The sequence below is a fragment of the Segatella maculosa DSM 19339 = JCM 15638 genome, from assembly GCF_000382385.1.
Taxonomy (GTDB): domain Bacteria; phylum Bacteroidota; class Bacteroidia; order Bacteroidales; family Bacteroidaceae; genus Prevotella; species Prevotella maculosa.
Window position 1 is genome coordinate 321,413 of the sequence record NZ_KB908319.1, and the last position, 12,720, is coordinate 334,132.

The following is a 12,720-nucleotide window of genomic DNA, read 5'->3' on the forward strand; positions in this document are numbered from 1 at the left end:
TTAATACCATTGCACGGCATTGCTGTAGCCGCTTCGTTTGTCGTATTTCAGGGCGTCGGTCAGCGTACTTGCGTTGCATCGGAAGCTGAAGTTGTAGCTCGTATAAGGTGCAAGTACCACCTGACAGCTCATGTTGAAGCAGTGAAGGTCGCGTTGCAGGCTGGCCGTTGTCATACTAATTGCGTGGTTCTCAAAGTCATATCCCGATGAGAAACTGATGTTCCAGCCATCGCTAATGCGCAGGTTTCCGCTGAAATTCAAGGTCTGTGTGAACATATAAGGATAGCGCATGGTGCGGTAGTTGAACTTTCTGACGTCGGTATTCTCGCGCATTGTGATGCCATAACCAACGGTTAGCGACCACGGCATGGAGAACATCATGTAGCCATCGTCGTCGGTTTCGGCCTTTCCTGTGGCTTTCTTCTTGCGTACACTGCGCTGTCCTTCGATCATATCGTCGTCAACATTCGACTCAACATTGGTGTCCACGCCTTCTGCTTCGGGGTCGTTGCGCTTGCCTTTCGGCTCATCTTCGTTGCTACTTCCACCGAAAATCTTTTTCAATTTCTCGGGTGTGAGGGTGAAAGAAACGTTCTGTGACATGCCTTGGAAGCGGCCCCACTTGCCCATTCCCCAGTAGGTATGGTTGCCGACGTAGGGCTGTCCGTTCGCATCCAACTCGTAAGCGTAGGACGCAAAGACCGCATTCATGTTGAAAGTATAGTTCTTCCACCACTTCAGACGCAGGTTCATGCTGAGGTCGCTCCATGGTTTTTCCTTGGCAGCCATGTTATATGACATGTTGAAACCAAGGTTATCGATGATGCTTATCTTGCGGATGCCGGTTGAATCCTTGTCGGATTTAATCTTCATCTCAATGTTGTTGTCGAACGAAAAACTTACATTTCCCGTCTTTCCCCGGCCGGGAACGCTGTAAAGACCATTGGAATAAGGTGAATAGTCAACGAGTTCGACGCTGCCGTCGGCATTGGTTCGCTGGTAAGTGGCATAGTAACCGTAGCGCGAAGTGCCGAAGTCGGGGGCGTAACTGAAGCTGACCGACGGCGTGATGACATGACGAATGGCCTGTATTTTGTCGCCGAAAAGCTTGCGATTCGGTATAAACATGCCGTAGAGTTTGGTGCTTGCACCGAGGCTAAAGTCCCAGTTATAGATGTTATGGAAGCCATATGTGGTGTCGGCGACTTCCTTTTTGGCTACCTTGTCCCATGATCTTGTGACCTTATTGGTGTACATTCGGTCGGTGAAATTGAAAGAAGGAGTCACGTTAATGTAGTTGAACAGCGTGAAACTTCCGCTGACCGGAATGCGATGTTGCATGCCGTTGCGCCAGTCTTTGATGAGATTTGAACGGAAAAGTCGGTCTTCTTTCGTGTTGATAGAGTTGCTTATCTGTCCCGTATAGCTTACGGCAATCTTCTCATACCAGCGTTCTGCGCCTGCCGCATGCGCCCTTTTGAAGGGGTAAAAGCGGCTGATATTGATGTTAAGATCAGGCAAAGTGAGGGCTATACTCGAGTCGCGCATGTTCTGATTCAGGTTGGCTGTGGAGCTAAGAGAGAGGCCGATGCTCGAGAAAGTGGTGCTCCAACTGACCGAAGATGTGCGGGTAGACTGCGTAAGCGTCTGCGGATTGTAGAGGCTTCCCATGTTATTTCGCTCGTAACTCGACGAAGCAAAGTTCACACTTGCAGCCAAAGAGCTGAACGGATTGGCCTTTTGATCCTGCCGATGGCTCCATTGTATCTTGAAACTTTGCTGGCGGGTGAAGTCCGGAAGCCCCTTATCTCCGGTCTTGGTGTCTTGATATGCGGCGTAGAAAGTGCCGCTATAGCGATAGCGTTTGTGGTAGTTGGTGGCCGCACTTAAGCCCCATGAGCCTCGAGTATAAATCTCTCCGAGGAGCTTTAAGTCCCATTTATCGCTCATAGCAAAGTAATATCCGCCGTCTCGAAGATAGAAACCGCGGGTGCTTTCATCGCCATATGTGGGCATAATAAAGCCGCTTGAGTAACTCTTTGTGAATGGAAAAAAGCCGTAAGGTATGGCTAATGGCAACGGAACATCAGCCACAACGAGATAGGCAGGCCCGAAAACAACGTCCTTTCCCGGGCGAACCTTGGCCCGCGAAAGGGCAATATAGAAGTCAGGATGGGGCTCGTCGCAGGTGGTATAGCGGCCATGTTGCAGGAAAATCTCGCCCTTGTCGTTGCGCTTGGAGAGCTTACTTTGCAGGAAACCTTCCTCCTGTTGGGTGGCAACATTCTGTATCAAGCCCTTCTTGGTCTTGAAATTAAAGGACATAGTATCACTCTCATAGTTGTCCGATCCCATTGAAAATACGGGCGTACCCTTTAGCCCTTTGCTCGCAGTATCGCTCACTCCGGTAGCATGAACGAGGCTACTGTCCATGTTCAAGTGGATACGTTCGCTCTTGAGGTCCATGTTTTCGTACTTTACATTCGACGATCCATAGAGGAAAGCCGTCTTGTTTCGTGCGTCATATACCATGGAATCGTTGGCCGAAAAGTTCACCGGAGCGTCTATTCCGTTCTTTTTCTGCCGGTTAAGTGAGTCAAGATGAATGGAGTCGTCAATGGTTTTGTTGTGCCGATAGATGGCCAGTTGCAGGGAATCCATCGTAGTTGTGTCGATGATTTCACGGCCCAAGGAGTCTCGTTTCATGGCTTTGTCTACAGCAACACTGTCAGAAGAGGCACGTTTATGCCTCTTTCGGGACTGATAGTCGGCGTTGGCCAGCATGAAAAAGAAGGCACAAAGCAACAGAACTGTAAACGAAATTCTCCTCATTTAGGGTGCAAAGATAGTAATAAATCGCTGAAACAGTCTGCCTTTCAGCGTTAAAAGATATTTTTATTCGAACTGTCTTTCCCACGATTTGAAGCGTTCCAATCCCGCTTCTCCAAAGCGTTGAAGACTCTTTTCGGCCTGTTCTATCGTCTTTTCTTGTTCAGGTCGGGTCTTTGAATAGAACTTATCGGCATAGCAAATGACCTTTTCTTCCATCGTTTCGGGCAGAAAATCCTGCGGTGGAAGCGGAAGATTGAGACGCAATATCTCCTCTTTTGTGATACCGGCCCCCGTGTGTCTTTCACACACTCTCGCATGTTTCGGAAGCCCTTCTGCCCGAAGTAGCTCCGCACCTATGTGGCCGTGAGTAAGGTAAGGAGCCTTTCCAAAGCATTGAATGCCTGGTGCATCGCACTTAAAGATACCTATATCGTGGAGCATGGCGGCCTCAATAATGAACTGACGGTCAAGGTTTAGTTCGGGATGATGGTCACAAATGCGCACAGCACGCTTCATTACAAGCGTGCTGTGTGTCATATATATGTTCCTAAGACGGTTGTCTTCGGGATAGTATTTATCAATGATTTGCTGATAATCCATGTTTGATTATGCCTCAGGACGCTGGATATAGGCAATCACATCGCCCTTTCCTACCTTGCTACCTTGCTTGGCATTGATCTCAACAAGCTGTCCGCCGAGGGCCGAAGGAATAGAAACAAACTCGCCCCAAGAGGTGAGAATGTAACAGAAGATGTCGTCTTTTGCATACTCTTTTCCAATGAATGGCTCCACAGCGGGGGCTGCTTCGCCCTCTCCTTGGAACTCCCAAAAGAGCTGACCCTTTACAGGTGAGACGATAGCATCAGCCTTTGCGTGCTTGAATGCGGCTGCCTCTTCGGGGCTTACCTGCGCACCCAACTTTGCATCCTTAGCCTTTTGGAGGTCTGAAAGGAAGTTCTTTTTGGCCTGACCGCTCTTATAATTGCGGTATTGTTCAGGGTGCATGGCCAGCTCAAAGAGCTCTTCATCGTCCTGACCATAGTCCCATCCGTTCTCATCCATTTCCTTTTTGAAGTCCTCAAGCGCGTTGGTAAGTAGCGTATGTGGGTCGGCATCGGTGAACTCGCGGCCTTGTTTCTTGGCCAATTCCACCAATTCGGGGTCGATATCTCCAGGCACTTTGCCGCTCTTTCCCAGTATCATGCCCCACATGGACTCGTCCATCATGACGAAACGTCCCTTACCTTGCTCCATTGTTAACAGGTTCATAAGAGCTATGTTCTTTACATATTGGCTGAAAGGAGTAACCAAAGGGGGATACCCAACACGTGGCCAAACGTGCTCAACCTCGCTGAATAGCTTCACAAGCATATCGTCCATGGAGAGCTCTTCCTCCCCTTTCTTCTTGCGAAGGTTGTTAATTGTCTGTCGAATACCACCCAAATCGGCCATCATTGAGCCCATCATTCCACCGGGAAGTCCGCAACCTAAGAGCAGAGAAGACATGATTTTGTTGGCCGGATTGATGAAATATCCAAGCCATTCATCAATGAATTCCTGTGTCAAAGCACGTGCTTTCATGTAGGCATTCATATTGATTTGCGGCACATCGAAGCCCTCATTGCGCAGCATACTCAATACAGATATGATGTCAGGATGCACCTTTCCCCATGACAAAGGCTCCATAGCTGTGTCGATAATGTCGGCACCATTGTTGCAAACCTCAAGGATCGAGGCCATCGAAAGCCCTGGTCCTGAATGCCCATGATACTCAATCAAGATGTCAGGATACTTGGTTTTGATAGCCTTTGTCAGCTTACCCAGCAGGGCTGGTTGGCCGATACCGGCCATGTCTTTCAGGCAGATTTCCTCGGCACCTGCCTCAATCAGCTCATCAGCAATACGTGTATAGTATTCCAAAGTGTGTACCGGTGAGGTGGTGATACACAGTGTTCCCTGTGCTGTCATGCCTGCTTCCTTGGCCCATTTGATGGAAGGTATGATGTTACGCACGTCATTTAGGCCGTCAAAAATACGTGTTATGTCGGTCCCTTGTGCATGTTTTACCTTATACATTAAGGCGCGAACGTCGTCCGGAACGGGGTACATTCGAAGGGCATTCAGCCCACGATCAAGCATATGGGTCTTGATTCCGGCCGCATGAAGTGGCTTACAAAAGGCGCGAACTGCCTCATTTGGGTTCTCTCCGGCAAGGAGATTGACCTGCTCAAAGGCCCCTCCATTGGTTTCAACACGCGCGAAACAACCCATCTCAACAAAGACAGGAGCGATGCGTTCCAGCTGATCTTTGCGAGGTTGGAACTTGCCTGAGCTCTGCCACATATCCCGATAAACGAGACTGAACTGTATTTTCTTTCCCATTATAATAATAAAATATGTATTTGATATCCTTGTCCTAAAAAGGGAACCTTCAAGCCGTTGCTTTCCAACAAGGGCATGATAGGCACCCGTTAGGCTGCAAAATTAGATAAAAAATTCCAAAAACGACCGCATTACATCTATTTTTTGCAAATATTGCTTTATATTTGCACAAAATTTGAAGCAATGAAATTGAAGACTTGGATGGCTGCCGTTTGCGCCGTTATGGGCCTGATGGCCTGCGGAGACAAGGAGAAACAGCCCACTAAACGCAAGGGATACCTCAACGAAGAACTGCGTATCAAGGGCGACAGCACCGTCTATGGCTTGGCATGTGAGGGATGTAACGACTCAACCATCGTGCTTTTGCCCACCGACGGACGCGATCCTGTGCCCTATGATATTATCGATGCGCACCGCAACGGCCGTATTTTGGGCGACATACAGATAGGAGATTGGATTGGAATAGTGGTCAACAAGCAAGACAAACACATGGCGGACGAGGTGGTAAATCTCGACGAATTGAAAGGCATTTGGTGCTATATTGTCATGCCACAAATGCGCGATTACAAGAAAATGAGCAAGAAATTGCAACAGAGAATGATGCGCGACATGCCCGATTCCATCAAGCAAACCTACCTTATTCCACGCGAATACGGCTTTTGGTTGCGTCGTCAATGGGCGGCACAAAGCGTGGGTTACGTCAGTGAACAGTCGTCGTTGGAGCAAGAAAGCCCTGTGGTTTATCCGCAACTCAGCTTTTTCACGGGCTGGCATATATGGAACGGACAGCTTATTGTGGAGAGTGCAACGCCCGTATTCAGCAAGGACAACACCATCACCACCATCAATCCGCGCAAGGATACCTGCATTATTGTCTACTTGGGACGCGACTCTCTCGTGCTTAGCGACGGCATCGACTCGCGCAGTTACTATCGAAAACGCAGCATCAATGACGTTAATGTCAAGGCCAGATACATAGCTAAGAAACTCAAGAAAGAGGCTTTGAAGAAGGCGATGCGGCAGGAATAGAAGCCCAAAAGCCTCACTCTCGACCCCTCTTCCAAGGAGAGAGGAGCCAAATACCTTATTGAATAGCGATTAAAAGCGGGGATTTTGGTTGCTTTTTGCAAGGGATGACGAGCTTATCTCTTAAAGTAAGAATGTCAACGAAATTCATATTGGATTTGCATTCGCCTGTAAAAAGTATTATATTTGCATCAGGGAAGGTCGTGAAAGGCCTTCCCTTTTTTCGTACAAGCCGTAGAAACGGGCTTCAAGATGACTGAAACAACACATTAATATCAGCCATTTTGATTGCCGAAGTGGCTCATTTCGGCTTACAAAACAGCTCGAATTGACCAGCGAAGTAAGTCATATTGTAAAATAAGATGATAGAGAATGCAAAATCACCGTGCACATGTTGCAACCCCAACCAGCTTTTTTTGTCCGCTTTTTTGATTTCTTTCTTAAAAAACATTAACCAAGGAAATGCGCTCCAAAAGTCCGGTTTGTGTGACAGAACGAACCGTTTTACACAGCCATACAGACGAGATTGCATTACAAAAGGAATGAGATTAGACCAAGTCCACGGCATGTAGGGACGCACGGCTCGTGCGTCCCCTTAATAAGCCACGTGTATATACTTTTCAATATGAATGGAACGGACGCACGAGCCGTACGTCCCTACATGCCTCTTGCCCACAAATCATCTTATCCTTCGATTAACCTTAAAGTTCAATATTCAAAGCTCAAAGTTCAAAGGCAAAGTCCCCACATTGCTATCTCTGCCATATTACGCGATAATAGCTGTGCTGAGGTTATTCAAGGTGGGCCTCGGTGCGGGGCAAAAAAATATCCCTGCAGTCCCGAAAGACCACAGGGAAACACCCCATGTGGGCGTTGACGGATTCGAACCGCCGACCCTCTGCTTGTAAGGCAGATGCTCTAAACCAGCTGAGCTAAACGCCCTTGTGCTCAAAAGCGATTGCAAAAGTAGGTATTTTATTTGAAAGTAGCAAATAAAAAGGCAAAAAAAACAATCGAAATCAAAGATTTTGCAGGAAAAAGTGGGAGGGGAAGCCCAGCTATATCCCCTCTAAAGCCCACCCCTAACCCCGCCCAAGGGAGGGGAATGCGGCTTCCAAGCGGGAAGATATGGATTGTTATGGCATTCTTCTTGGGCGGAATTAGGAGTCGATTTTTCTCTATTCTAATAGCTATTCCATCTGAAACACCTGACAACAAAATGATTATTGCGACAGCTTCTGCCCTAATCCAAGAGATGTTCTATCTCGCTTTGTTTCAAGATACAAAGGATATTCTTGCCATCGGGCGTGTAATTGGGGTTGGAAGAGCTGAAAAGCGAGTTGAAAATGTTCTCCATTTCGTCGTTACTCAGCACCTGTCCCATGGGAATGGCAGCCTTTCGGGCCATGGTGAGGGCCAAAGTGCTGTTGATTTCGTCGTGAATGGCGGTGGTTTTCTCTTGTGCCGAGGCGATCATATCACGCAAAAGATCGGGAACATTCAGTCCTTCGAGGCCTGCAGGAACCGCCTGAACGGCATAACTCGAGCCACCCATGGCACTGATTTCAAAGCCAAGGTCTTGCAATTCGGCCGAGATTTTCGAAAAGGTAACCTCCTCCGAGGCCGAAAGATGAATGTTTTCGGGGAACAAAATCTTCTGTGCCACCACCTCACGCCGCCGCAATTGCTCCACATAACGGTCGAAAAGAATGCGGACATGCGCCCGATGTTGGTCGATAATCATCAGTCCCGACTTCACAGCCGTCATCATGTAGCGGCCTTTATACTGATAATGGGCCGGCGATTTCTCGGCAATGACGCTCGCAATCGACAAAGGTTCGTCTGCCGGCTCGGGCATTGTCAACTCTGAGGAGAAGAGTTCCGACTCCTGACTCGGCTGACTTTGGGCCGCTTCATAGAGCTTTTCCCAACGATTGGCAGATGAAGGTTTAGCAGAACCGCCGCTCATACGGAAGGGATTGTAGTCGGGATTGTACTTCAAAGTGGGGGCCTCGACCTGCTCATTTGGGCTGTAGACCGGGATATCGGGGCGTCCTTCGGTGTCGAAATCTATTGCAGGAATGTCGTTGAACATGCCGACAGCCTCCTTTACCGCAGCGGAAAGGACTTGCCAAATAGGCACTTCGTTCTCGAATTTTATCTCAGTTTTGGTGGGATGAATATTGACATCGATATCTTCGGGAGCCACTTCGAAGTACAAGAAATAAGGTATTTGCTCGCCAGAAGGCACAAGTCGCTCGAAAGCATTCATCACTGCCTTGTGAAAATAAGGGTGTTTCATGTAGCGACCATTGACAAAGAAGTATTGATGTGCGCCTTTCTTGCGGGCCGATTGCGGCTTTCCTACGTATCCATTGATGCGACACATCGTCGTATCCACCTTGACTTGAAGCAGATCTTGGTTGAGTCGCTTGCCGAAAATGTCGATGATACGCTGTCGAAGTACGCCGGCTTTGAGGTTAAAAAGCTCCGTTCCGTTGCTGTGAAGACTGAAAGCGATGTCGGGATAGACCAAGGCTATGCGCTCGAAAGCCGCGATAATGTTGTTCAATTCAGTGGCGTTCGACTTCAGAAACTTGCGGCGTGCCGGCACGTTATAGAAGAGATTGTTGATCGAGAAATTGCTTCCTACGGGGCAGGAACACGGCTCTTGGCCCGTGAAACGGCTGCCCGCGATAAACAGTTGCGTCCCGACTTCGTCCTTTTCCTGCCGGGTTCGCAGTTCCACCTGCGCCACCGCGGCAATCGAAGCCAAGGCTTCTCCGCGGAAACCCATCGTGTGTAAGGCAAACAAATCATCGGCTTTGCGAATCTTTGACGTGGCATGTCGCTCGAAAGAAAGGCGTGCATCGGTCTCCGACATACCCTTTCCGTCGTCGATGACCTGTATGGATGTCTTGCCAGCGTCGATGACTTGCACCCTGATGTTCTTGGCTCCGGCGTCAACGGCATTCTCAACCAATTCCTTGATGACCGATGCGGGCCGCTGAATGACCTCACCTGCGGCGATCTGATTGGCCACAGAATCGGGCAAGAGTTGTATGATATCACTCATAAAGCTATAGTAAAAACATCAATAATAAACTGAACAGCACGAGCAGGAAGGCCAAAAAGCCCGTTTCTAACAACTGCCTTGCCGGACTATGACGGCGTTTTCGGCATGCCATGTGGGGCATGGCGGCCTTGAAAGTCTCGTGCAATTGCTCGCGATCCAAGGGCCGGTGCGTCGCAAGGCCAAGCGTTTCCTTGGCCCGTTGTTCGATTCTTTGCAGGCGTTCCTTGCGCTCATCGACATAGATATACTCGTGATGGAAGCGTCGGGGACGTGGTTGTCGGAAGAAACTCATGGCGTTGTGTCGGCTAAGTTCTGCAATGGCGCCTGATGACGCTTGATGATTTTCAACGCATTGTCTTCTCCTTTACCTCGCCAAACGAACACATCTTGCGGGTCGGTTGGGCGTAGTTCCTCGAACCAAGCAAACTCTGGGAGCTTCAATTTCGATGCAGGTATTTGCGTCATGGGCAACATTACGCCCGTATTCTTAGGCGTCCATATCTTTTCCAGCCTCCTTTCGGGCGAGATATACATCTTGATAGTGTCGGTTTCAATGTAAATGTGGCCTTGTAAGGTTGAATCTTTGTCGTCAACAGGGTAAAATATGGCCTTTGCATTGCCCGAAGCGACGGTGCGCCTTATCTTTCCGTCCGTGAAATAGGCGGAAATCTCCTTCGACGACAGCTGGTTGAAGTACTTTTGTTGCGGAATACGCTCCACACTCAAGGCCTGATTGATGACGTGGGCCTCTCGAACTGTGCTGTCGTTCATGTAGATTTTGATCACTTCGCCAAGGATTTGGCGGTCGCCACTCCATGCAATTGGGTCGTGATACATTGTTATGCAGGAGTCTTTGCTGCTGAACACCAACGAATCGCAAATGGCTTGGACGTCTTTCCGATAGATTTTTACGTGATTGAAGCCATGCACCTTGCGGTACATGGAGTCGGTATTGAGGTGGAAAGTGAAGAGTTTCATGGAGTCGGCATGCAGATATAGCGTGTCACGCTGCGAATAATCCTTCACCAAAGCCCGTCCGGTGGCAAAGCCATAGCCTGTCTTTTCATTGTAAAACAGCCGTTGTCCGGTCAATTCGTTCTTGTTCAGCTTGTCCACATAGACCACATTGCCTAACCCGCTCGCCAATCCTGTCCGCTTATTATAGTACAAACTGTCGCCGGTTATCTCTTTATCCTTTTCGGTTACAGTGGAACGGCCGTACATTTCGGCCTTGTCGGTCTTGCTGTTGAAGTAAGCATCCGACGTATGAATAATGCTTCCGTTCTGCACAATCGTGCTCGGACCGACGACATGTGCCTTAGATTGCCGCGTATCGTAGTGCAATTCGTCGGTTGTTATCGTCCGATTGGCACTCTTCATCCTTACATTATACCAGAAAGTTGCCTCACGTGTCTTCAGATTATAGTCGCCCCAATCGGACACTAACCGGTCTTTTCCGTCGATTAATCGGCCACCTTCGAAGAAATAAGCATAGTCATTGAAGCGGTCATAATCAAGACTATCGGTGTAAAGTGTCTTACCTGAATGATGAAGAACAACGTTTTTGCGAGCTTCCAACAGCTGTCTCATACCATCATAAGCAGCGCGATCGGCCTTCAACGACAGCTCTTTTCCCTTCACATATCGCACGTTTCCGAAGGCTTTCACAGAGTTTGAAGTTTGATAAAAGTAGGCACTGTCACACCAAAGGCTTGAACCTTGGTGCGTGAAATGCACACGTCCTTTCACGATTTGGGCATCGCCTGTGGGGCCAAATTGGTCATATCGCAATTCATCGGCATGGACCAAATAAATCATTTCGTCGGCTTTGAGGCGCTTGTTTTTCCTGTTTTCCGCCTCAATCCACTGAAACATACTTAGCCCAAACAGGCATAGAGCCACCCTGATGACGACACTATGCCCGCAAAGATGTATGATATTGCTATGCTTCATTCACTATTTTATCCACCCTTGATACTCAAAGTCGCAGTTTTTATAGCGGTCGTTCATACGGACATACGTGTTCTTTATCTTGTTGACCACCCAATCATGCAGTTTTCGTTCACTCTCTTTCTGCGTCACAACCTCCTGCATGGTTTGGAAATCCTCGGTGATTTTGGCGCGATGGCCATCGACTCGGTTCACCAACTTAATGATGGCAGCAACGGTCTTCCCTTTATTGTCGGTCATTTTGAACGGTGCTGAGATTTCATTCACCTTCATTGTGTCGACAACGGCAGCTATCTCGGTGGGCAGATTACGCATTTGGAACCGCGAAGTAATCTTTCCTGTCTGGTTATCGCTATAAGCCATGAGTCCATGATTGTTGCGTGTGTCTTTATCTTCAGACAAATAAGAGCACGCTTCCTCAAAGGTAAACTTACCGGCCTTGATATCTTTGCCGATAGAATCCAATCTTTCCAATGCCTGTGTCAATGCTTCACCCGACACTTTCGGCTTCAACAAGATATGACGCACCTTGACTTTGTCGCCCCGTTTGTCTACCAATTGAATGATATGATAGCCGAATTCCGACTCAACAATCTTTGAAATCTTCTTGGGGTCGGTCAGATTAAAGGCCACACTCGCGAAGGCTGGGTCGAGGGTTCCACGCCCTGAATAGTCCAACTCGCCACCTTGACGAGCCGAACCGGGGTCTTCAGAATACAATCGGGCCAATGTGCTGAACGAAGTTTCGCCTTTATTCACCCTATCCGTAAAGGTTCTCAGTTGGTCTTTGACCCGATTTATCTCGCTTTGTGGGATACGTGGCTTCCTAACCAACACTTCTACTTCAACTTCTGTCGGTACAAATGGGATGCTATCTTTAGGCAAATCCTTGAAATAACGGCGCACATCGGCCGGAGTCACGCTGACATCAGCCATGATTTTCTTCTTCATTTGCTGAATCATCTTGCTGTTTTTCACGTCATCATGCAGGTCGGCGCGAATTTGGTTCAGGCTTTTACCTTGGTATTCCTCTAATTTCTCGCGCGAACCGGCCGAGTTGATCCAGAAGTTTATCTGTTGTTCCACCGTTTGGGCAATGTCTGACTCCGTCACTTCAATGGAATCAAGGGCGGCTTGATGCAGAAACAGCTTCTGAACGGCTATCTGTTCGGGTATCCGACAGTCGGGATTGCCACCCCATTTCATGCCTTCCATCTCGCCTTGCAGGCGCATCTGTTCGACATCGGACTTCAAAATGGGTTCGTCACCCACTATCCATACCACCTCATCTACGACACAATGCTCCGGAACCTTCACTTCCGTTTTTACGAAATCCTTGACTTCGGCCGCATTGCCGCCTACTTTATTGGCCTGCGCCGTGACACCTGCCAACAACAGCAGGCCGATGAAGCCACCAAAAAGTTTATATTCGTTGCTCATATTTATATGATTTC

The 12,720-nt window shown here is 48.5% G+C and carries 8 protein-coding genes and 1 tRNA gene; 1 reads left to right on the plus strand and 8 read right to left on the minus strand.

All coding sequences use genetic code 11. From position 1 onward, the window contains the following. From H164_RS0101280 to H164_RS0101290, 3 genes are all read right to left on the minus strand, one after another. Positions 1–2,832 (minus strand): putative LPS assembly protein LptD, encoded by a 2,832-nt coding sequence (locus H164_RS0101280; RefSeq protein WP_025829728.1) that lies wholly within the window; start codon positions 2,830–2,832, stop codon positions 1–3. A 63-nt stretch (positions 2,833–2,895) separates the two neighbouring features. Next, positions 2,896–3,432: an HD domain-containing protein gene (locus tag H164_RS0101285; protein WP_019966955.1), complete on the minus strand. Its 537-nt coding sequence runs from the start codon at positions 3,430–3,432 to the stop codon at positions 2,896–2,898. A 6-nt stretch (positions 3,433–3,438) separates the two neighbouring features. Further along, positions 3,439–5,214: an oxaloacetate decarboxylase gene (locus tag H164_RS0101290; protein ID WP_008565442.1), complete on the minus strand. Its 1,776-nt coding sequence runs from the start codon at positions 5,212–5,214 to the stop codon at positions 3,439–3,441. 183 nt (positions 5,215–5,397) lie between these two features. On the opposite strand from H164_RS0101290, the gene H164_RS0101295 reads away from it, so the two are divergent. Then, positions 5,398–6,243: a lipocalin-like domain-containing protein gene (locus H164_RS0101295; protein WP_025829729.1), complete on the plus strand. Its 846-nt coding sequence runs from the start codon at positions 5,398–5,400 to the stop codon at positions 6,241–6,243. Positions 6,244–7,107: 864 nt separating this feature from the next. Here H164_RS0101295 and H164_RS0101305 read toward each other — a convergent pair. The 5 genes from H164_RS0101305 to H164_RS0101325 all read right to left on the minus strand — a co-directional run bounded on the left by H164_RS0101305 (position 7,108) and on the right by H164_RS0101325 (position 12,706). Continuing rightward, positions 7,108–7,182, minus strand: a tRNA-Val gene (locus tag H164_RS0101305). A gap of 301 nt (positions 7,183–7,483) precedes the next feature. Continuing rightward, the gene (gene mutL, locus H164_RS0101310) at positions 7,484–9,316 is read right to left on the minus strand and encodes a DNA mismatch repair endonuclease MutL (RefSeq protein ID WP_019966958.1); all 1,833 of its coding nucleotides are present in this window, start codon (positions 9,314–9,316) and stop codon (positions 7,484–7,486) included. Between the two features lie 4 nt (positions 9,317–9,320). Beyond that, positions 9,321–9,608: a hypothetical protein gene (locus tag H164_RS0101315; RefSeq protein ID WP_019966959.1), complete on the minus strand. Its 288-nt coding sequence runs from the start codon at positions 9,606–9,608 to the stop codon at positions 9,321–9,323. Further along, complete coding sequence (locus tag H164_RS0101320) at positions 9,605–11,269, minus strand: OstA-like protein (protein WP_025829732.1); 1,665 nt, start codon at positions 11,267–11,269, stop codon at positions 9,605–9,607. Before H164_RS0101320 ends, H164_RS0101315 begins: the two co-directional genes overlap by 4 nt. Positions 11,270–11,272: 3 nt before the next feature. Continuing rightward, positions 11,273–12,706, minus strand: a complete 1,434-nt coding sequence (locus tag H164_RS0101325) for a peptidylprolyl isomerase (protein ID WP_019966961.1) — start codon at positions 12,704–12,706, stop codon at positions 11,273–11,275. Between the last annotated feature and the right edge of the window lie 14 nt (positions 12,707–12,720).

What these genes read in the sequence shown, in the direction of transcription:
- H164_RS0101320 (WP_025829732.1), bottom strand. Translation starts at nt 11,269, where the DNA reads ATGAAGCATAGCAATATCATACATCTTTGCGGGCATAGTGTCGTCATC.
- H164_RS0101285 (WP_019966955.1), bottom strand. Translation starts at nt 3,432, where the DNA reads ATGGATTATCAGCAAATCATTGATAAATACTATCCCGAAGACAACCGT.
- H164_RS0101325 (WP_019966961.1), bottom strand. Translation starts at nt 12,706, where the DNA reads ATGAGCAACGAATATAAACTTTTTGGTGGCTTCATCGGCCTGCTGTTG.
- H164_RS0101295 (WP_025829729.1), top strand. Translation starts at nt 5,398, where the DNA reads ATGAAATTGAAGACTTGGATGGCTGCCGTTTGCGCCGTTATGGGCCTG.
- H164_RS0101315 (WP_019966959.1), bottom strand. Translation starts at nt 9,608, where the DNA reads ATGAGTTTCTTCCGACAACCACGTCCCCGACGCTTCCATCACGAGTAT.
- H164_RS0101280 (WP_025829728.1), bottom strand. Translation starts at nt 2,832, where the DNA reads ATGAGGAGAATTTCGTTTACAGTTCTGTTGCTTTGTGCCTTCTTTTTC.
- mutL (WP_019966958.1), bottom strand. Translation starts at nt 9,316, where the DNA reads ATGAGTGATATCATACAACTCTTGCCCGATTCTGTGGCCAATCAGATC.
- H164_RS0101290 (WP_008565442.1), bottom strand. Translation starts at nt 5,214, where the DNA reads ATGGGAAAGAAAATACAGTTCAGTCTCGTTTATCGGGATATGTGGCAG.